Below are 19452 nucleotides of genomic sequence, written 5' to 3'. Positions count from 1 at the left end.
CAGAATCGGCGGGAGCACAACCGTAGCCTGCAATTTTCCCCTGATTCGCGGCACTCAGCGCCTTCCTAGCCGTGGATTTGTAAAAATTTTACACAATCTGGCGAGGCTCGTTTCAGCCTGCCCCGCGGTTTTGGCTCCCCTGCCGGGCGCGTTAAGCAGAACCAAACGGCCGATCTCGCACTATCTCCGCGCAAGCAACAAAGCCCGGCATGTACAGGTCGAGGGGGACCTGGCGAAGCCGGAAGGGGATGTCAAATGGAGACCGCGGCTCACACGCGCGCCTGGCGCGCAATCCTTGTCCTGTGCGGATTGATCCTGTTCGGATCGGCCGCCGACCTTCGTGCTGGCACGCTGCTGTCGCCGGGCGCGGGGGTTCTCGTGCGCAAATCCGCCGAGCCCTTCGGCGTGTTTGCCTTCGCCATCTCCACCGGCAGCCTGCAGCAGAAATGGTTCGCGCTGAAAGAGAGGCTCGACGGCGACATGGTGCAGCTCGCGCTGTGCGACGGCGATCGCGACAATTGCGCCTCGCCTGCGGCGCTGAAGCTGCTCGCCATCGTCGACCAGGCCCGTACCCGTGACGGCCGTGCGCGGCTCGGCGAGACCAACCGCGCCATCAATCTTGCGATCCGCGCGACAAGCGACGGTGCCGACGATGTCTGGAACTCGCCGCTCGCGACCTTCCAGCGCGGCGCCGGCGATTGCGAGGACTATGCCGTCGCCAAGCTGGCCGCGCTGCGGCTCGCAGGCGTCGCCGCCGAAGATCTCCGCATCGTCGTGGTGCGCGACACCCGTGCCGGCGAAGAGCATGCTGTTGCCGCAGCCAAGCTCGACGGCCATTGGCTGATGCTCGACAATCGCCGCATGGCCATGATCGAGGACGACGATGCACGGAGCTACCAGCCGCTGTTCGTGCTCTATCGGTCCGCCGTGATGAAATATGTCGACGAACCGGTGCAGTTCTCCGCCCTGGACAGCCGGCCCGTATCGATGGTCGCGGCCAACGCCGAGGCGCGCTGAACTGCCGCCGTAGCCCACAAATTCATATCGCCGCGCGATCCGGGACGCTAGCATGGCAAGAACCATGCTGGGGGACGACCGGAATGCGGTTCATCGTGCTGACTGCGCTTGCGCTGCTGGCCTCGCCGGCGGCACCGACCGCCGCGCAATCCGGCCGATCCGAGCGCACCATCGCCGACAAGCTGCCGCTGTTCGCCAAGAACAACTGCCAGCAGAACCACAATCCCGCCAATCAATTGTTCTGCGGCGATTCCGAGCTCGCCGCCGCCGCAGAAAAGCTGAGCGCGGCGATCGAGGCGCGCCTCGCCCGCCTGCCCGATCGCCTGCCCGCGATCGAGGAAAATGCGATCTGGATCAGGCAGCGCAGCCTCGGCTGCGGAATCATCGGCCAGGCCGCGGTCCGCTACGACGATTTCGACCAGGTCAAGTCCTGCCTTCTCAGGATCACCGAAGAGCGCGCCGCGATCCTGCGCGATCCGGATTTCGATTGTCTTGCAGCCAACACCGCGGCCGGCGCGCTGATCTGCGCAGATCCGTCGCTGGCGCTGATCGAGACCGAGCTCAACAGCCAGGTGCTCGGTCTGATCGGCAAGCTGGATCCGACTGCGGCCCGCTTTGCCTTCGCCGAATATGGCCGATGGACCCGGGAGCGCGACCGCGAATGCAATCTCGTGGGCAAGGACAACGTACCGCTTCAGGAGCTTGAGTTCGCAGAAGCCTGTCTCGCCGACAATCTGAAGCGAAAGTCTGACGATGTCCGCAGCGCCAAGGGCGATCCGAAGAAGGTGTTCGGCCGGCAGGTCACAGCGCGGCTGCCCGACACCGACGCCATCGACTTCTGCGCCGCGCGAATCCATGCCGCCAATTCGTGCGGCAATTTCCTCCGCATCAACCGCGTCTTCGCTATCGACAGCCAGGTGACGGACCAGGATGCGCAGGTCACCGGCGAGATCGAGATGGTGGTGCTGGCCCCCTTCGCCGCCTGTAGCAAGGTCGCGTCCTCCTGCACGGGCACCTGCTGGGACGTCAGGACAGGTCATCCGCAGCCGGGCGCCGGCAACAGGGAGCGCTCCGCAGAGGCCTTCAACGTCACGCGCCGGCTCAGGATCCAGCGCACCTTCGCCTTCGTGAAAGCCGCCGACGGCTGGCGATGCCGCGAGGACGAGCTGGCGCCGGTAAATTCCGGCACCGCGGGCGGGGGATCGTAGGTCTCCCACCCTCCCCTGGAGTAGCCGCAAGCGGGGAGAGGGAGAAGTTCGTCACCTCATCCCCGCCCGCCGAAATCCCTCCAGATAATGCTCCCGATCCTCTTCCCGCAGCATCGGCAGCTCGCTTGTGATCCAGGCGAGTGAGACTCCTGGCTGGGCGCGGCGCAGTCCGTCCAGCGCGGAAGCGGCGCGCGCGGGATCGCCGAGCATGCCGGCGGCGGCCGTCAGCACGCGGTGTGCGCCGACGAAATCGCTGCGCTGACGCAGCGACTCGCGCGCCATTTGCACGGCTCCCTCATAGTTGCGGCCGATGAACTGGGCGTAGGCGGCGACGCCGCAATAGATCGCCGCCATCGGATCGCGTGGGCTCAGCCGTAGCGCGCGGCGCGCGGCGGCATCGCCGTCCTGCCACCGGCCCGCGTAGCACAGCGTCACGCCGTGAAAGGCGTGCGCCATCGCGAAATTCGGATTGAGCGCGAGCACCAGCTCGAACTCCGCCAGCGCATCGTCGAAGCGGCGGCGAAACAGATAGCTATAGGCGAGGCCGTGATGCGCCCAGGCATCCTCGCGATCGGCCTCCACCGCCGCAAGCGCCGCGGCTTCCGCGACCGGCACGCTCGCGCCCATGTCGGCCCAGCCCATATGCGCGCCGAAAATATGACTGGTCGCGAGCAGGCCCAGCCCCTTGCCATAGGCCGGGTCGATGGCGATCGCCTGTTCGAGCAGCGCTTGCGCCGCTGCATTGTCCTCGCGCGTGACCCGCCAGTAATGCGACAGCGCGCGCATCACAAGGTCCCAGGCATCCAGGCTGCCCGGCGGCTTCTGCTGCGCGCGAAAGCTTTCGGCGGCATAGAGCTGCGGCTCGATCGCGGCGACGATCGCCTCGGTGATCTCGTCCTGCACGGCGAAGACGTCGGCGAGGTCGCGGTCGTAGCGCTCGGCCCAGAGATGGCTGCCGGTCGAAACGTCGTTGAGCTGCGCCGAGATACGCAGCCGGTCGCCGCTCCGCCGCACGCTGCCCTCGACCACGTAGCGCACGCCGAGCTCGCGCGCGATCTCGTGGATGTGCACGGGCCGGCCCTTGTAGACAAAGGAGGAGTTGCGGGCGACGACGAAGAACCAGCGCAGCTTCGACAGCGCGGTGATGATGTCCTCGCTGATCCCGTCGGAAAAATAGTCCTGCTCGCGGTCGCCGCTCATGTTGGTGAAAGGCAGCACGGCGATCGCGGGGCGGTCAGGCAGCGCGAGCGTGGCCTGCGGCGGCGTCATCCCACGGCCCGGTTCCGGCACGGCCGCGACGCACTTGGTCTCGACGTCGCCGACGAACCGAAAGCCCTTGCGCGCGATGGTGCGGATCAGCGCCTGGCTGGCGCCGTTGTCGCCGACTGCCTTGCGCGCCGCATTGATCCGGCTGGTCAGGGTGGATTCGGAGACGCTGCGTCCGTGCCAGATCTTGTCGATCAGCTCATCCTTGCTGACGACACGGTCGCGGTTTTCCATGAGGTGGACCACGAGGTCGAAAACCTGCGGCTCCACGGCAACGGGAACCTGCGCGCGGCTCAGCTCGCGCAAATTGGTGTCGAGAAGGTGATCCCGGAATAGGAACTGCACGTCGAAAACTCAGGCCTCATGCCAATATCAGGCAATTACAAAAGAAAATGATTTCGACCTAAGTCTGTGAGTCCACCGAGGCGCGGCTTGGTTCACCGCAATCGCAAGATGGCTGCCATGCCATTTGCGGGCAGGAATACAACTGATGCGAGAATGTGGCGGCTCCGGCCAAATCGTCGGGCGACTTGATCCGGGCCAACGGCCCCGATCAACCACCTGCGCGCCACAGAACCTCCGTTGTCGGTAACTCCGTCATTCCGGGCCGCGGAAACGCGAGCCCGGAATCCATCGCGCAGCACACGGAGCGGAGAAATGGATTCCGGGTTCGCGCCAAATGGCGCGGCTCCGGAATGACGAGCGCAGCAGTGCTGCGGAAGCTTTGGCGGGGCGGCAGGACAGCATTACACGACATTCAATGTGTGGCGGTCCGCGAAAGTCCATTGCCGAACAGCTTCGCGCGCGTAAGCTGCACCGATGCATACAAAGCATACCAACCACAAAGAAACGCCCATGCCCGCATTTCCCGCTTCAACCACCGTCCTCGATTCCATCCTGTTCCGCGACGCCTTCGGCACGCCGCAGATGCGGGAGGTGTTTTCTGACATCGCGCTGGTCTCGCGCTATGCCGAGGTCGAGGTGGCGCTGGCGATGGCGCAAGCCAAATGCGGCGTGATCCCGCGGGAAGCCGCCGACCAGATTGCTGCGCGCACCGACGTCGCCGCGTTCGATTTCGATCTGTTGCGGGAGGAGACCGACATCGTCGGCTATCCGATCCTGCCGCTGGTGCACCAGATGGTGGAGCAATGCGGCGATGCCGGCCGTTACGTGCATTGGGGCGCAACCACGCAGGATATCATGGACACCGCCGTGGTGCTGCAACTGCGCGCAGGGCTCGAGATCATCGAACGGGACATTGCCGCGCTGCGCGGTATCCTCGCAGACCTGTCAAAGCGATATCGCGACACGCCGATGGCGGGCCGTACCCATCTCCAGCAGGCCTTGCCGGTGACTTTTGGCTACAAGACCGCGATCTGGCTTGCGATGTTCGACCGCCACGCCGAACGTCTGGCACAAGTGAAGCCGCGCGTCCTGGTCGGCCAGTTCGCCGGTGCGGCGGGCACGCTGGCCTCGCTTGGCGACAGGGGCTTTGAGGTGCAGGAGGCACTCTGCGCCGAGCTGAAGCTCGGCGTTCCCGCCTCGACCTGGCACGTCGCCCGTGACGGTTTTGCCGAGGCCGTAAATTTTCTCGCCCTCGTCACCGGCTCGCTCGGCAAGATCGCGCTCGACATCATGATCATGGCCTCGACCGAATTCGCCGAAGTCTACGAGCCCTTCGTCAAGGGGCGCGGCGCCTCCTCGACCATGCCGCAGAAGCGCAACCCGATCTCCTCGGAACTGATGCTCGCGGCGTCCAAGGCGGTGCGCCAGCACGCCGGCCTGATGCTGGACGCCATGGTGCAGGATTTCGAGCGCGCCACCGGTCCCTGGCACGCCGAATGGATGGCGATCCCCGAAAGTTTCGTGCTGACCGCCGGCGCCCTGCACCAGGCAAAGTTCGCGCTCGCGGGGCTCGTCGTGGACGAAGCGAAGATGAACGAAAATCTCGCCATCAGCCGCGGCCTGATCGTCGCGGAGGCCGTGATGATGGGGCTCGCGCCGCAACTCGGCCGTCAGGAAGCGCATGACGTGGTTTATGACGCCTGCCGCCAGGCCAATGAAACCGGTTTGAGCCTTGCCGACGCGCTGTCCGCTGATCCGAGGATATCGAGCCGAATCGATCGCGCTGCCATCGAGGCGCTCACCTCACCGAAAAATTACCTCGGCCTTGCTCCCGCCATGGTCGACCGCGTGTTGAAATCGGCAACGCGTTGAAAACCAAAATGCGTGAAACTGCGTATCTTCTGCGCATCTCAAGATGCTCGCACTATTGCGGCTGGGGATGCTAGACTTAAATGAAACAGAGACTTTCGGCAGAGGACCCGGCATGACCGATCAACGCATCACCTCGACTCCCATCGACCCTGTGAAACTCGACCGGTTGGCCGAAGTGGCGGTGAAGGTGGGCCTGGGCTTGCGGCCGGGGCAGGACCTTCTCCTGACGGCGCCGGCGATCGCGCTGCCGCTGGTGCGGCGGATCGCCGTGCATGCCTACAAGGCCGGCGTCGGCATCGTGACGCCGATCCTGTCGGACGAAGAGATGACGCTGGCACGCTACCGTCACGGCCATGACAACAGTTTCGATCGCGCCGCCGGCTGGCTTTACGAGGGCATGGCGAAAGCCTTCGCCGACAACACCGCGCGGCTCGCCATCGTCGGCGATAATCCAATGCTGCTGTCCGGTGAGGATCCCTCGAAGGTGGCGCGCGCCAGCAAGGCCAATTCCATGGCCTATCAGCCGGCGCTGGAGAAAATCGTCAATTTCGACACCAACTGGAACATCATTGCTTATCCGAGCCCGTCCTGGGCCAAGCAGGTATTCCCCAACGATTCCGAGGAGGTCGCGATCGGAAAGCTCGCCGACGCCATCTTCGCGGCGTCCCGCGTCGATCGCGAGGACGCGATGGCCAACTGGGCGAGCCACAATGCGGTGCTGCGCGAGCGCACCAACTGGCTCAACGGCCAGCGTTTTCGCGCGCTGCAATACGCCGGTCCCGGCGTCGATCTCACCATCGGGCTTGCCGACGGCCATGAGTGGGAGGGCGGCGCGTCGCTCTCCAAGAACGGCATCAGCTGCAATGCCAATATTCCGACCGAGGAAGTGTTCACGACGCCGCATTGCCGGCGGGTCTATGGCCATGTCGTGAGCTCGAAGCCGCTGTCCTACCAGGGCACGCTGATCGACAACATCGCGGTGCGTTTCGAGGACGGCAGGATCGTCGACGCCAAGGCCTCGCGTGGCGCGGAAGTTCTGAACAAGGTGCTCGACACCGACGAGGGCGCGCGCCGGCTCGGCGAGGTGGCGCTGGTGCCGCATTCCTCGCCGATCTCGCAGAGCGGGCTGCTGTTCTACAATACGCTGTTCGATGAGAACGCGGCGTCGCACATCGCGCTCGGCCAGTGTTATTCGAAATGCTTCGTCAATGGCTCGCAGCTCACGCCGCAGCAGATCGCGGCGCAGGGCGGCAACCAGAGCCTGATCCATATCGACTGGATGATTGGCTCGGCCGAGACCGACATCGACGGCATCCTGGCCGACGGCAGCAAGGTCCCGGTGTTCCGCAAGGGCGAGTGGGCGAAGTAAGCTCTTCACCTCTCCCCGCTGGGGAGAGGTAAGGCTCTCGGCAACAGACTTTCCTGGACTCTAGCGCGGCTCGCCTCACGCCACCGCGGTGCGCAGCATTGGATTGCTGTCGATGCTGAACCGGTTGAACAGCGTCGTGAATGGGCTGCCGTCGGTGGCTCGCACGATGGCGTCGGAGGCCGCGACCGCATCGTATAGCGCGCCGACCGGATCGCCCGCTTCCGGCAAATCGAGCGCGTCGCGGATGGCCTCGCGGGCCTCGTTGACGTCGTCCTCGTCCTCGATTGTCGCCTCCAGCGCATCTGCAGCCCGCCGCATTTCCGCAAGGTCGCCGCCGGCCGAGAATTTGAGAACAACCAGCCAATAGGGTCGGGCGACGACAAGCTGGACGAACGCCTCGAACGTGCCTGCGATGATCCCGGCGCGGCCTTCCGACGAGACGTAGAGCACATCCTGTGACGGTAGCAGCACGAAGGCGCCGCCCGAGCCATCGCTGCCGACCTGCCGGGCCTTTTCGATGCCGTCGATGGCAAACCATGGCTCCTCGTCCGGCGCGAACAAGACGTCGAAGCTGCCGAGCCACGCGACGGCCTCGCAGTTGGCGGTCAGGACCTCGGGGGTCAGGGGCATCGGCGCGGCTCCATCTTGGTGCATTCGCGCATTTTGTCGCACCCTGGAAAAGATGGGTTCATGTGCGCGAATTTGCAGGGAAATCGCGACGTTAACCGCTTCCCCCATGCAACTTGCGGCTGTTTTTTAGGGCCTGCGTAAGAAAGAATTAAAAGCCGGCTACTAGCGTTCCCGACATCTTTTGAAACAATCCGGGCCGAGACCCGGCCATATTATTATCCCCCGGGGGAAGAAGATGTCGCGCGCATTGATTGAAATCGGTAATTGCAATGTGGATCTCGAGCTGCGGCCGATCGAGCCTTCCTGGATCATCGAGGGCAATCCGGTCTCGCGCTCGCGCGTCCTGTCCACCAGCGCCGATGGCACGGCCCAGACCATTATCTGGGCCTGCACCGAAGGCCGCTTCAACTGGTACTACGATATCGACGAGACGATCATGATCATGGAAGGATCGATCGTGCTCGAAAGCGACGGCATGCCGCCGAAGCGCTACGGCCCCGGCGACGTCATTTTCTTCCGCGACGGCGCCCATGCCAAATGGCATGTCGAAGGCCACGTCAAGAAGATCGCCTTTTGCCGCAAGACCAATCCCGTGATGATCGGTTTCCTGATCCGCGTCGTCAACAAGCTCAAGCGGATGTTCGTCTCGCCCGGCACGCGTCCCGCGACTCTGATGGGTGCCGGCTAGAGCTCAAACTATAACGTTTCAAGGACGCTTCCCAGCGGCTACGACGGAAGGAGGGGCGGGATGAAATCCTGGCCCCTCTTTTCGCGATGGCCCTACCCGATGCGTCGCTTCGCCCTCACGCCCACCACCAGCCGCCAATCCATCGCCGCGCCCGGCTTGACCTCGCCAAGCCAATGGAAGGAGTCGCCGGCGATCTCGGTAAAGCTCCAGCGCGTCAGGTCACCAGATTCGGTCGTGCCTTCCTGCACGATGTCCGCGCCACGCGGGCGACCGATCTGCTGGCGGAACACGCTGCGCCCGGGATCGAACCAGGCTATCCGCCACGCATCGATGGTCGGGTCGTAGACGCGCAACGTCGTGCCGTACCAGTTGCCGGCGACCGGAAATGCGGGGGTGCCGGCCGGGCGCGGGATGATCCAGACATCCTGGACGGCGCGGCCTTCTAGCACCCAGCCGAAATGGATTTCGCCGGAGGCAGTGTGCTTCGTTCCATCAGGTCCGTGGGCGGTGATCTCGGCGTCCCAGTCGCCGACGAAGCGGCCGTAAAGCTGAAGCGCTGCTTTGTGCTCCGGATTCGGTCCGCTCGCATGTAATAATCTCGCAAAATCGCTCATGTTGATCTCCTATTGCAAGGAGATCAGCACGAGCGAGCCGCGGCCGGCTTGGAGAAAATTGCGTGTCAGACCCCATCGAGGATGATCACAGTCGGCGTCGACGGCAAGCCATCCCGCGACACCCGGAAACTGCGGTCCGTGCGCCGGTCGATCTCGAACTGCTGGCCGATGCGGCGCATGAAATCTTCGAGCGGGGTGGCGAAGCGGTGCATCGGCAGCACGACCGAGGCGCGCAAGCGTTTGGTGATCTCGGAGATACCGTCGAGCGACATGGTGTAGGTGCCGTCGATCGGCACCATCACGATGTCGAGCCGACCGATCTGGGCGAAATGGCTGTCGTCGAGCTTGTGGTGGAGATGACCGAGATGGCCGATGCACAGGCCGGCGACCTCGAAGATGAAGATCGAGTTGCCGTCGCGGATCATGTCGGCGCCGGAATCGTCGCCGAAATAGCGGCGGATGTCGGTGGTGACGTTGCGGATGAAGGTGTCGCCGATCCGTTCAGAGACTATGGCGGGCTTGCCGTCCTCGCCCCAGCCATGCAGCACATGAGGAATGCGCCGGTCCGGGAATAAACTGTAGTGGGTGCTGTGGGCCCGGTTCATGGTGGCGACGTCGGGCAGCCGGCCGACCTGATAGGCGCCGCTATAGTCGGTCGCGATGCGTACGCCGCCCGGCGTGTCGATGAAATAGGTGGAATGGCCGGCATAGGTGATCTCGACCTCGGCCGCATTCGCTGCCCGCCGCAACGCCACCGGCATCGCGCGCGGCGCCGCATTCGCCATCGCCAGGCACTCGCTGCGCTGTGGCTGCTGGGCGAGGGTGGGGGTGAGGAAGGCGCAGAGCAGCGCAAGGGCCGTCGAAACAAGTCGCCACATGAATCCGTCCCCGATGACGCGCGGGGAAAGTCTAGCGTGCAATGCAGCGCGTGGCCAACAGGGCGCGATCAAGAGCGCGTCAGTGTCGCATCTCTATTCCCGTCGCGGGCTGAACTTCCAGGTGATGGCGATCAGGCTCGCGGTGATCAGGCCGCTGATGAGGCCGGCGAGAGGCAGGGTGAGCAGGAGCGCGGCGGTGGCGGCCCAGCCGATGGACGAGAAAGCTTCCGCGAAAGTTGCAAGCCGCGACGAGGTCTGGCGGCGGCGAAACTGGCTGCGCCGGGCCTGAACCCGGAACCAAAGCTGGATCGCGGTGGCGGAGGCCGCGCTGATGATAACCGCAACCCCAGTGATCACAGCTTGGTAGGGTGAGGCGGAGGCCAGCGCCGCGACCAGCGGGCTGAAGATGACGGCGACCGCAATCAGCACCACCTCGATCTTGGCGCGGCTGACGCTGGACGGCGTCAATGGTGCGGTCGCGACCAGATCGGGAGCGTCCTCCCCCGAAATCGTCAGCCAGGCGAGTCCGCCGGCAAGTTGTCCCGCCGCCATGACGATGACAGGCGAGATCAGCGTCAGCGCCGCAGAGCTGTCGGCAAAGCTGCGCCAGAGCAGGAGCGCCGGCGGCACCAGATAGAGCAGCTGCATCAGGGTTTGCGAGATCAGCCAGGGATCGCGCCACAGCAGCATGAATTCCTTGCGCCGCAGCGCCTGCTGCCGCGATCCGCCGCGAAAGCGACGCTCCTTCGCACGTCTCCGGCCGGACCTGCCGTAAGCGGCGGCATCGATTGCGGTGTCCGCAAAGCGGCCCGAGAAGATCGCCATCACGCTTCCGAGCAGCACGAGCCCAAGCGCCAGAAGCAGCAGCAGCGCCTCGCTGTCGCCCATGGTCGCCCGCGCGGGCCACCACCAGATGCTGTCGACATCGGGAGCATGGTCGGCCACCGTACCGGAGGTCAGGATGGTGAAGCGCGACAGCGTGCCGTAGGACATGATCGCGGCGACCTGGAGCGCAATCACGAAGCCGGCGCCGATGATCGCGGCCAGGATCTGGGCCACGAAGCGCGTCCGCGCCGGGCCGATCAGCCGAAACAGGAGGATGGTGACGGCAATCGCGATCGCAGTAGCTGACAGGCCCATGGCGACGACGACGCCGAAGGCGGTCAGCCATCGCGCGCCACCGCCGATCACCAGCACGTCGATGAACGGCGTCGAGAACAGCAGCGCCATCATCGTGATCGCCAGCGCGATCGCGGCAATACGAACCGAGAACAGATTGGCCAAGGTCGCGGGCGACGACATGATCAGGTCGAGGTCGGCGCGGGCGTAAAAGACCCGCGTCACCGATTCGATCGCCTGCGACAGCATCAGCGTCCAGGCCAGGAAGATCGTCGCCGAGATTACGATCAGGGAGGATTTGTCGAGCGGCAGTTGCAGATCGGCGAAGCGGCCGATCACCGCCCAGGCCGGCACGTGCAGGAACGCAGCGAAGAACAGCAGGCCAATGACGGCGGCGCGGGTCCGCTTGCGCCGGCCGCCGGTCATCATGGCGAGCCATTCGCGCCAGGCGAGCCGGAGCTCGTGGCGGGCAAACCAGGAGAGCGCGGTCGCCGAGCTCATGCGGCAGCCTGGAGCGTCACCAGCGCAATGAAGAGATCTTCCAGGCTGGTGTCGGCATGGCCGTTCTGCTGGCGCAGCTCGGTGAGCGTGCCTTCGGCGACCAGGCGCCCCGATGCGATCACGCCGATCCGGTCGGCCATGCGCTCGGCGACTTCAAGAATATGCGTGGTCATGATCACGGTGCAGCCGGCGCGGACGCGCTCGCTCAGAAGTCCCTTCACATGGCGGGCGGAGACGGCGTCCAGCCCGGTCAGCGGCTCGTCGAGGATGATGAGGCGGGGATCGTGCACCAGTGCGCCGGCCAAAGCGACCTTCTGGCGCATGCCCTTGGAAAAGCCCTCGCAGCGCTCGTGCCGGTGAGCCTCGAGCCCGAGCGAACTCAACAGCTCCTGCGCGACCGGTTCCGAGACGGTCGGCGCGATGCCCCAGAGCCCGGCGACGAATTCGAGATATTCGAGCGGCGTCAGCTTGTCATAGATCATGGGCTCGTCGGACACCCACGCCATCACCTGCTTGGCGGCGACCGGATCATCGAGCGCATCGATGCCGAAGATCGACACCGCGCCGGCATCGGGCCGCAACAGCCCTGCAACCATGCGCAAGGTGGTGGTCTTGCCGGCGCCGTTGGGGCCGACCAGCGCATAGAATTCACCCGCGTGAATGGTGAGATCGAGGCCATCGACGGCCAAACGGTCAAAACGCTTCGTTAACCCTCGGACTTCGAGTGCCGAGTTGTCCGGCTTCATGACGGCCACACCATCCGGTTTTGCATCGCCCGCGACCATGACTTGAAGATGTTTCGGCACCGTGAATCTACGGCCGACAAATTCCGTCATCCGGTTTGGACTAAAGGCAAGTCACCGTTTGTTGACAGCGCTTGGCGGTTCAGGCTGAATTGGTTTCGGACAAATGGCGCTAACGCGGCGAAACGACTGCGTAGCGGCTGGACACAAGATGCGACGAGGCGGTCACGAAGAACCGCTTGTTGTGTCGGGAGGATGTGCGGCGATGCTGGATTTCGTTCAGCAGCTGGTCAGCGGTATTGCGCTCGGCTGCGTCTACGGCCTGATCGCGCTCGGCTTCGTGCTGGTCTACAAGGCGACCGAGGTCGTCAATTTCGCCCAGGGCGATTTGATGATGCTGGGCGGCTTCTTCGCCTTCACCTTCATCGGCATGATGGGCCTGAACTACTGGGTCGGCTTTGCCGCCGCGGTGGCCGCCATGGCGCTGTTCGGCATGCTGGCCGAACGCGTGGTAGTGCGGCCGATCCTCGGCTATCCGCAATTCTCCATCATCATGGCGACGATCGGGCTCGGCTATTTCCTGCGCTCGGTTTCCGGCATGATCTGGGGCACCGACGATTTCAAGATCGATACCCCATTCAGCCAGGGCGTGCTGCGGATCGGCTCGCTGGTGCTCGCCCATGACAAGCTCTCGGTGATATCGGCCACCGTTATCCTCTGCGCACTGCTCTATCTCTTCTTCAACAAGACCACGCTCGGTACCGCGATGCGGGCGAGTTCCGAGAACATGCTGGCCGCTTATTACATGGGCATCCCGGTCAAGCGCGTGGTGTCGATCGTCTGGGCCATCAGCGCGGCGGTCGCGACCTGCGCCGGCGTGCTGCTGGCGCCGATCACCTTCATCCACTCCAATGTCGGCCTCGTGCTCGGTCTCAAGGCGTTTCCAGCAGCCGTGCTCGGCGGCTTCGGCTCGATCCCCGGCGCGGTGGTCGGCGGCGTCCTGATCGGCGTGATCGAGAGCATGGCGGGCTTCTATCTGGCCGAGGGCTGGAAGGACGTCGCGCCCTACATCGTGCTGCTCGCCGTGCTCTTGCTCAAGCCTGAAGGTCTGTTCGGCCTTCACCTCCGCAAGAAGGTCTGAACGCGATGCGCTTCCTGTTCAAGACCGACTATGAGGACGACATCAGGCTGTTTCCGCATTCGGGCTATGTTGTCTCCTATGGGGTGCTGCTCGCAGCGCTGCTGATCGCGCCCTACGTGCTTTCCAGCTATCTGATGAGCCAGCTCGTCTTCGTCTGCATCTATGCAACCGTCGGCGTGGCGCTGCTGATCCTGACCGGTTTTACCGGGCAAGCCTCGCTCGGGCATGCCGCCTTCCTGGCGATCGGCGCATACACCGCAGCGTATCTCCAGAAGTACAATGTGCCGTTCCCAGTGTATTTCCTGGCCGCAGGCGCCCTGACCGGCCTGATCGGCGCGATGGTCGGCTTCCCGGCGCTGCGGCTCCAGGGCATCTATCTCGTCATCGCCACCATCTCCTTCGCCTTCATTGTCGAGGAGATCCTGGCGCGCTGGGAGAGCGTCACCAACGGCAACGAGGGCATGCGCGTCAAGGCGCTGTCGCTGCTCGGCGTCGCGGTCTCGCGCGACAGCCCGACCTTCTATTTCCTCTGCCTGGCCGTGCTGGTGCTGACCATCGTCGGCACACTCAACCTGCTGCGTTCGCCGACGGGGCGCGCCTTCGTCGCCATCCGCGACAGCGAGACCGCGGCGCGCAGCATGGGCGTCAATGTCGCGCTCTACAAGGTGAAGTCCTTTGCGATATCGGCGGCGATCACCGGCTTTGCCGGCGTCCTGTTCGCGCACAAGCTCTCCTTCATCTCTCCGGAAATGTTCACGCTGCAGCTCTCGATCGAGTTCATCATCGTGATCCTGATCGGCGGCACTTTCAGCCTCCACGGCGCGGTGCTCGGCGCGATCTTCATCGTGATGATCGATCCCTTCCTGACCTACCTGAAGGACGACATGCCCGGCATCATCGCGGGCATCGCCGCAACGTTCGGGGCCGGCACACAAAGCGCGGCAAACGTCCACTCCAAGGTCGCTGCGTTTGCCTCGCTCAACGGCCTGAAGGGCGCGATCTACGGCATCATCATCGTGCTGTTCGTGCTGTTCGAGCCGCTCGGACTCTACGGCCGCTGGCTGAAGATCAAGCTCTTCTTCCAGCTGTTCCCGCTCTACAAGCGCGCCACCTTCAAGCGGCAGAAGATCTATGTGAAGTCGGAGCGCAACCGATGAGCTATTTTCGCGCCGAGAATCTGTCGCTGCATTTCGGCGGGCTCAAGGCGGTCGATGCGGTGTCCTTTGCGCTCGAAAAGGGCGAGATCCTTTCGATCATCGGGCCGAACGGCGCCGGCAAGAGTTCGATCTTCAACCTGATCTCGCGGATCTACCAGCCGACCTCGGGCCGCATCTTCTTCGAGGACCAGGACATCACGGAGCAGCCGCCCTACGACATCGCCAGGCTTGGCATTGCCCGCACCTTCCAGAACATCGAGCTGTTCGAGAATGCGACTGTGCTTTCCAATCTCCTGGTTGGGCGCCACCGGCATTCGACCACGCAGCTCTGGCAGGAGCTGTTATTTCTGCCGAGTGTGCGGGCCAACGAGAAGCTGCATCGCCGCCGCGTCGAGCAGGTCATCGAATTCCTCGATCTCGAGCCCTATCGCGACAAGCTGATCTCGGGCCTGCCTTACGGCGTACGCAAGGTGATCGAGCTGGCGCGTGCGCTGTGCTCGGAGCCGAAGCTGATCCTGCTCGACGAGCCCTCGTCGGGGCTCAACGTCGAGGAGACCGACGACATGTCGTTCTGGATCCGTGATCTGAAGAACGAGCTCGGCATCACCGTGCTGATGGTCGAGCACGACATGTCGCTGGTCAACCGCGTCTCCGATCGCGTCATCGCGCTGAACTATGGCCGGGTGCTGGCGATGGGCTCGCCCGCCGAGGTGCAGCAGCATCCCGACGTCGTCGCCGCGTATCTCGGAGCCTGAAGCGATGGATGCCGCCGTGACCCCCGAGATCATCCTGAAGCTCTCCAACATCGAGAGCTATTACGGGCCGATCATGGCGATCCGCGGCATCTCGCTGGAGGTGCCGCGCGGCCGCATCGTCACGCTGCTGGGCGCCAACGGCGCTGGCAAGACCACGGTGCTCAAGACGATCTCGGGCATTCTCGACCCGCAGAAGGGCGCCATCGAGTTCATGGGCAAGCCGATTCAGCGCATGGAAGCCGACAAGATCGTGCGGCTCGGCCTCAGTCATGTGCCGGAAGGACGCGAGGTGTTCCCGTTCCTCTCGGTGCGCGAGAACCTGACGATGGGCGCCTATCCGCGCCGGGATCGCGTCGGCGTCGCGGAAGATATGGAGCGGGTCTATGGCTATTTCCCCCGATTGAAAGAGCGCATCAACCAGCCGGCCGGCCAGCTTTCCGGCGGCGAGCAGCAGATGCTGGCGATCGGCCGCGCGCTGATGAACCGGCCGACGCTTCTGCTGCTCGACGAGCCCTCGCTCGGGCTGTCGCCGATCCTGGTGAAAGAGATCTTCACGATCATCCGCCGCGTCAACGAAGAGCAGGGCATGTCGATCCTGCTGGTCGAGCAGAATGCCAAAGTGGCGCTGGAGACGGCGCATTACGGCTATGTGCTGGAGATCGGCCGTATCGTCATGAACGACACCTGCGACCGCTTGATGCATTCGAAGGACATTCAGGAATTCTACCTTGGCGCCAAGGAACAGGGCGCGCGAGGCGAGCGGCGCTGGAAAAAGAAGAAGACTTGGCGTTAGGGCAAGACTTGGCGTTGGAGCAAGATTTGGCGTTAGAGCAAGATTTGGCGTTAAATGGACTAGCCCATCCGCAAGAACAGACCGCCGGCAAGGCAGGCAGCGGAGAGGAAGCGGCAAGGAGGGAACGCGTATGGCCGGAACGGCGGTGCTGACGGTCGCCGACACGATCGCACGGAGCTTTTTGCGTGCGGCGGAGACGCGCGGCGACCGGCCCGCGATCCGCGAGAAGAAGTTCGGCATCTGGCAGCCGACCAGTTGGCGCGAGTGGCTGGAGATATCGAAAGAGATTGCCTACGCGCTGCATGCGACCGGCTTCATCGCCGGCGACGTCGCCTCCATTATCGCCAACGCGGTGCCGGAATGGGTCTATGCCGACATGGGCATCCTGTGCGCCGGCGGCGTGTCCTCCGGCATCTATCCGACCGATGCGTCTTCCCAGGTCGAATATCTCGTCAACGATTCCCGGACAAAGTTGATCTTCGCCGAGGACGAGGAGCAGCTCGACAAGGTGCTCGCCTGCCGCGCGTGCTGTCCCAGCTTGCAGAGGATCGTCGTGTTCGACATGGAGGGCCTCAGCGGTTTCTCCGACGACATGGTGATGTCGCTCGACGAGTTCCGCGCGCTCGGCCGCAACCACATGGTCGGCCGTGAGGCGCTGTGGCAGGACATGATCGACAGTCGCGCCGCGGGCGATCTCGCCGTTCTCGTCTATACGTCCGGCACGACCGGCCCTCCCAAAGGCGCCATGCACGCCAACCGCAGCGTCACGCATCAGATGCGGCACGCCAACGATTTCATTCCGGCGCGGGAGGATGACGACCGGCTGATCTTCCTGCCGCTCTGCCACGTCGCCGAACGGATCGGCGGCTACTACATCTCCGTTGCGCTCGGCTCGGTGATGAATTTCGCCGAGAGTCCCGAGACGGTGCCGGACAATCTGCGCGAGGTGCAGCCGACCGTCTTCCTCGCAGTGCCGCGGATCTGGGAGAAATTCTATTCCGCCATCACCATCGCCCTGAAGGACGCCACGCCGCTCCAGCGATGGGTCTACCGGCGCGCCATCGACGTCGGCTATCGCATGGTCGATTGCCGGATCGAGGGCAAGACGCCGCCGCTGGCGCTGCGCCTGGCCAACCGCCTCGCCTACCAGCTCGTGTTCCGCAACATCCGCCGCATGATCGGGCTCGACCGCTGCCGGATCGCGTTCACGGGCGCGGCGCCGATCGCGCCGGACCTGATCCGCTGGTATCTCGCGCTCGGCATCGACATCCACGAGGTCTACGGCCAGACCGAGAATTGCGGGGTCGCGACCATGATGCCGGCGGAGCGGATCAAGCTCGGCTCGGTCGGCAGGGCGGTGCCCTGGGGCGAGGTCGCGATCTCTCCCGACGGCGAGATCCTGATCAGGGGCGAGTTCCTGTTCATGGGCTATCTCAACCAGCCGGAAAAGACCGCGGAGACCATCGATCAGCGCGGTTGGCTGCACACCGGCGACGTCGGCGTCATCGACAACGAAGGCTTCATCAGGATCACCGACCGGATGAAGGACATCATCATCACCTCCGGCGGCAAGAACATCACGCCCTCGGAGATCGAGAACCAGCTCAAATTCTCGCCCTACATCTCGGACGCCGTGGTGATCGGCGACAAGCGGCCGTATTTGACCTGCCTCATCATGATCGACCAGGAGAACGTCGAGAAGTTCGCGCAGGACCACGACATCCCCTTCACCAACTATGCCAGCCTGTGCCGTGCGATGCAGGTCCAGGACCTGATCTGGCGCGAGATCGAAGAGGTCAACGGCAATTTCGCTCGCGTCGAGACCATCAAGAAGTTCTATCTGATCGAGCGCCAGCTCACCCCGGAGGACGAGGAGCTGACGCCGACCATGAAGCTGAAGCGCGGTTTCGTGAACAAGCGCTACGCCGCCGAGATCGACGCGATGTATCGCGCACGGGCTGTGGCTTGAATTATCTTGTTCCAAAAAAAGGCGAAGGAGCGATGGCCCCGTCCTTCGTACAACATGGGCCTTATGGAGAGGAGACGACAATGTCGAAATCGTTGAGGACGTTCGGCCTTGCGGTAGGCGCGGTAGCGCTCACCTGTCTGCCGGCCGCAGCGCAAACCAAGGTCACCAATGAAGGCATCTCGGGATCCGAGATCGTCATCGGCACCCATCAGGATCTGTCGGGTCCAGTCAAAGGCTGGGGCGTGCCGGTCTCCAACGGCATGAAGATGGCGGTCGAGGAGGTCAACGCGGCGGGCGGCGTCAACGGCCGCAAGATTCGGCTGGTCGTCGAGGACAGCGGCTACGATCCGAAGAAGGCCGTGCTGGCTTCGCAGAAACTGATCGAGCGCGACAAGATATTCGCGATGGTGGGAGCAATGGGATCGCCGACCGTGCTCGCCGCGCAGGATATCCTGCTCGACGCCGGGGTGCTTCAGCTCTTCCCGCTGACGGCGGCCGAGTTCACCTTCAAGTTCGATCCGGCCAAGCCGCAGGAGCGGCTGAAGTTCAACAACCTGCTGCCCTATGTCGAGAGCACGCGCGCGGCCGTGAAATACATGATGGAGTGGAAGAGTTTCCAGAAGCCGTGCATCATGTACCAGGATGACGAGTACGGCAAAAACGTGCTCGACGGCTTCAACCAGCAGCTCACCGCCATGAAGGTGCAGCCGGCCTCGATCACAAGCTACAAGCGCGGCGCCTCCGACTTCAGCGCCCAGGTCGCGAAGATGAAGTCCGACAGCTGCGACCTCGTCGTGCTCGGCGCGATCCTGCGTGAGCCCATCGGCGCCATGACCGAGGCCAAGAAGCTCGGCTGGGAGGTTACCTTCCTTGGCGCCACGCCCACCAATGTGATGGAGGTACCCATGCTCGGCAAGGAAGCCGTGGAAGGCCTCTACGCTGCCGCCCTCTTCGAGATTCCTTACGAGGACACGGCCAAGGGCAAGGTCAAGGACTGGCTCGCCACCTACAAGAAGACGTTCGGCACCGATGCCAACACCCAGGCCATCATCGGCTACAACGCGGTGATGACGTTCGCCTTCTATGCGCAGAAGGCGGGCAAGGATCTGACCGGCCAGAAGATGCTGGACGCGCTGGAATCCGGCGACAAGTTCATCGACATCTTCAACTCGCCTCCGACGAAGTTCTCCAAGACCGACCATCTCGCCAGCACCATCACCCAGGTGCAACAGGTCAAGGGCGGCCGCTGGGTGCTGGTGAAGGACAACCTGATGTTTTGATGTGGTGCGATTTCACCCTCCCCTGGAGGGGGAGGGCTATCGCATCTGGATTTCACGCGGATTGTCCGCGGGCTTGCTCCGCCTCTTCCGCTTGCGGGAGAGGCCGA

Annotated in this window: 17 protein-coding genes; 11 read left to right on the top strand and 6 right to left on the bottom strand. The window is 63.9% G+C overall.

Annotated elements, in window-relative coordinates:
• Positions 1-255 precede the first annotated feature (255 nt).
• Both FXV83_RS30375 and FXV83_RS30370 read left to right on the top strand, forming a co-directional pair.
• Positions 256-1017: a transglutaminase-like cysteine peptidase gene (locus tag FXV83_RS30375; protein ID WP_148743270.1), complete on the top strand. Its 762-nt coding sequence runs from the start codon at positions 256-258 to the stop codon at positions 1015-1017.
• Positions 1018-1100: 83 nt separating this feature from the next.
• Positions 1101-2225 carry a lysozyme inhibitor LprI family protein gene (locus FXV83_RS30370; protein WP_148743269.1) on the top strand — a complete coding sequence of 375 codons (1125 nt, stop codon included), beginning with the start codon at positions 1101-1103 and terminating at the stop codon, positions 2223-2225.
• A gap of 51 nt (positions 2226-2276) precedes the next feature.
• Here FXV83_RS30370 and FXV83_RS30365 read toward each other — a convergent pair whose 3' ends face one another.
• Positions 2277-3836, bottom strand: coding sequence for a winged helix-turn-helix domain-containing tetratricopeptide repeat protein (locus FXV83_RS30365; protein ID WP_148743268.1), 1560 nt, complete (start codon positions 3834-3836; stop codon positions 2277-2279).
• A gap of 510 nt (positions 3837-4346) precedes the next feature.
• Here FXV83_RS30365 and FXV83_RS30360 point away from each other — a divergent pair.
• Together FXV83_RS30360 and FXV83_RS30355 are read left to right on the top strand one after the other, a co-directional pair.
• Entirely contained in the window at positions 4347-5708 is a 1362-nt protein-coding gene (locus FXV83_RS30360) for a class-II fumarase/aspartase family protein (RefSeq protein WP_148743267.1), read from the top strand.
• Positions 5709-5751: 43 nt separating this feature from the next.
• A complete protein-coding gene (locus tag FXV83_RS30355; RefSeq protein ID WP_430648957.1) occupies positions 5752-7077 on the top strand; it encodes an aminopeptidase in 1326 nt (441 codons plus the stop codon).
• Positions 7078-7152: 75 nt separating this feature from the next.
• Here the strand turns inward: FXV83_RS30355 and FXV83_RS30350 are convergent, their stop codons facing one another.
• The gene (locus FXV83_RS30350) at positions 7153-7707 is read right to left on the bottom strand and encodes a hypothetical protein (RefSeq protein WP_187436271.1); all 555 of its coding nucleotides are present in this window, start codon (positions 7705-7707) and stop codon (positions 7153-7155) included.
• Positions 7708-7942: 235 nt separating this feature from the next.
• Here FXV83_RS30350 and FXV83_RS30345 point away from each other — a divergent pair, with 235 nt between their 5' ends.
• Positions 7943-8395, top strand: a complete 453-nt coding sequence (locus FXV83_RS30345) for a cupin domain-containing protein (protein WP_148743264.1) — start codon at positions 7943-7945, stop codon at positions 8393-8395.
• A gap of 92 nt (positions 8396-8487) precedes the next feature.
• On the opposite strand, the gene FXV83_RS30340 is transcribed toward FXV83_RS30345, so the two are convergent.
• From FXV83_RS30340 to FXV83_RS30325, 4 genes are all read right to left on the bottom strand, one after another.
• Positions 8488-9009: a hypothetical protein gene (locus tag FXV83_RS30340; protein ID WP_148743263.1), complete on the bottom strand. Its 522-nt coding sequence runs from the start codon at positions 9007-9009 to the stop codon at positions 8488-8490.
• 65 nt (positions 9010-9074) lie between these two features.
• On the bottom strand, positions 9075-9887 hold the full coding sequence (locus tag FXV83_RS30335) for an MBL fold metallo-hydrolase (RefSeq protein ID WP_148743262.1): 813 nt from the start codon (positions 9885-9887) through the stop codon (positions 9075-9077).
• Between the two features lie 93 nt (positions 9888-9980).
• The gene (locus FXV83_RS30330) at positions 9981-11507 is read right to left on the bottom strand and encodes a permease (protein ID WP_148743261.1); all 1527 of its coding nucleotides are present in this window, start codon (positions 11505-11507) and stop codon (positions 9981-9983) included.
• Positions 11504-12253, bottom strand: coding sequence for an ABC transporter ATP-binding protein (locus tag FXV83_RS30325; protein WP_187436273.1), 750 nt, complete (start codon positions 12251-12253; stop codon positions 11504-11506). Before FXV83_RS30325 ends, FXV83_RS30330 begins: the two co-directional genes overlap by 4 nt.
• 262 nt (positions 12254-12515) lie before the next feature.
• Here FXV83_RS30325 and FXV83_RS30320 point away from each other — a divergent pair, with 262 nt between their 5' ends.
• The 6 genes from FXV83_RS30320 (at position 12516) to FXV83_RS30295 (ending at position 19345) form a co-directional block, all read left to right on the top strand.
• Positions 12516-13391: a branched-chain amino acid ABC transporter permease gene (locus tag FXV83_RS30320; protein ID WP_148743259.1), complete on the top strand. Its 876-nt coding sequence runs from the start codon at positions 12516-12518 to the stop codon at positions 13389-13391.
• Between the two features lie 5 nt (positions 13392-13396).
• A complete protein-coding gene (locus FXV83_RS30315) occupies positions 13397-14548 on the top strand; it encodes a branched-chain amino acid ABC transporter permease (RefSeq protein ID WP_148743258.1) in 1152 nt (383 codons plus the stop codon).
• Entirely contained in the window at positions 14545-15303 is a 759-nt protein-coding gene (locus FXV83_RS30310; protein WP_148743257.1) for an ABC transporter ATP-binding protein, read from the top strand. The genes FXV83_RS30315 and FXV83_RS30310 overlap by 4 nt, the downstream gene beginning before the upstream one ends.
• A gap of 4 nt (positions 15304-15307) precedes the next feature.
• A complete protein-coding gene (locus tag FXV83_RS30305; RefSeq protein WP_148743256.1) occupies positions 15308-16096 on the top strand; it encodes an ABC transporter ATP-binding protein in 789 nt (262 codons plus the stop codon).
• A gap of 130 nt (positions 16097-16226) precedes the next feature.
• Positions 16227-18065, top strand: coding sequence for an AMP-dependent synthetase/ligase (locus tag FXV83_RS30300; RefSeq protein WP_148743255.1), 1839 nt, complete (start codon positions 16227-16229; stop codon positions 18063-18065).
• An 80-nt stretch (positions 18066-18145) separates the two neighbouring features.
• Positions 18146-19345: an ABC transporter substrate-binding protein gene (locus FXV83_RS30295; RefSeq protein WP_187436270.1), complete on the top strand. Its 1200-nt coding sequence runs from the start codon at positions 18146-18148 to the stop codon at positions 19343-19345.
• The last annotated feature ends 107 nt before the right edge of the window (positions 19346-19452 follow it).

The organism is Bradyrhizobium hipponense (assembly GCF_008123965.1).
GTDB classification, from domain to species: domain Bacteria; phylum Pseudomonadota; class Alphaproteobacteria; order Rhizobiales; family Xanthobacteraceae; genus Bradyrhizobium; species Bradyrhizobium hipponense.
Note: the sequence above shows the minus strand (reverse complement) of the source record. Positions and strands in the feature narration are given on the sequence as shown.

Excerpts from the sequence above, each read along its gene's own strand:
- FXV83_RS30370 (WP_148743269.1), top strand. The coding sequence starts at position 1,101 with ATGCGGTTCATCGTGCTGACTGCGCTTGCGCTGCTGGCCTCGCCGGCG.
- FXV83_RS30360 (WP_148743267.1), top strand. The coding sequence starts at position 4,347 with ATGCCCGCATTTCCCGCTTCAACCACCGTCCTCGATTCCATCCTGTTC.
- FXV83_RS30315 (WP_148743258.1), top strand. The coding sequence starts at position 13,397 with ATGCGCTTCCTGTTCAAGACCGACTATGAGGACGACATCAGGCTGTTT.
- FXV83_RS30335 (WP_148743262.1), bottom strand. The coding sequence starts at position 9,887 with ATGTGGCGACTTGTTTCGACGGCCCTTGCGCTGCTCTGCGCCTTCCTC.
- FXV83_RS30340 (WP_148743263.1), bottom strand. The coding sequence starts at position 9,009 with ATGAGCGATTTTGCGAGATTATTACATGCGAGCGGACCGAATCCGGAG.
- FXV83_RS30320 (WP_148743259.1), top strand. The coding sequence starts at position 12,516 with ATGCTGGATTTCGTTCAGCAGCTGGTCAGCGGTATTGCGCTCGGCTGC.
- FXV83_RS30325 (WP_187436273.1), bottom strand. The coding sequence starts at position 12,253 with ATGAAGCCGGACAACTCGGCACTCGAAGTCCGAGGGTTAACGAAGCGT.
- FXV83_RS30350 (WP_187436271.1), bottom strand. The coding sequence starts at position 7,707 with ATGCCCCTGACCCCCGAGGTCCTGACCGCCAACTGCGAGGCCGTCGCG.
- FXV83_RS30375 (WP_148743270.1), top strand. The coding sequence starts at position 256 with ATGGAGACCGCGGCTCACACGCGCGCCTGGCGCGCAATCCTTGTCCTG.
- FXV83_RS30355 (WP_430648957.1), top strand. The coding sequence starts at position 5,752 with ATGCTCGCACTATTGCGGCTGGGGATGCTAGACTTAAATGAAACAGAG.
- FXV83_RS30345 (WP_148743264.1), top strand. The coding sequence starts at position 7,943 with ATGTCGCGCGCATTGATTGAAATCGGTAATTGCAATGTGGATCTCGAG.
- FXV83_RS30295 (WP_187436270.1), top strand. The coding sequence starts at position 18,146 with ATGTCGAAATCGTTGAGGACGTTCGGCCTTGCGGTAGGCGCGGTAGCG.
- FXV83_RS30300 (WP_148743255.1), top strand. The coding sequence starts at position 16,227 with ATGGCCGGAACGGCGGTGCTGACGGTCGCCGACACGATCGCACGGAGC.
- FXV83_RS30310 (WP_148743257.1), top strand. The coding sequence starts at position 14,545 with ATGAGCTATTTTCGCGCCGAGAATCTGTCGCTGCATTTCGGCGGGCTC.
- FXV83_RS30330 (WP_148743261.1), bottom strand. The coding sequence starts at position 11,507 with ATGAGCTCGGCGACCGCGCTCTCCTGGTTTGCCCGCCACGAGCTCCGG.
- FXV83_RS30305 (WP_148743256.1), top strand. The coding sequence starts at position 15,308 with ATGGATGCCGCCGTGACCCCCGAGATCATCCTGAAGCTCTCCAACATC.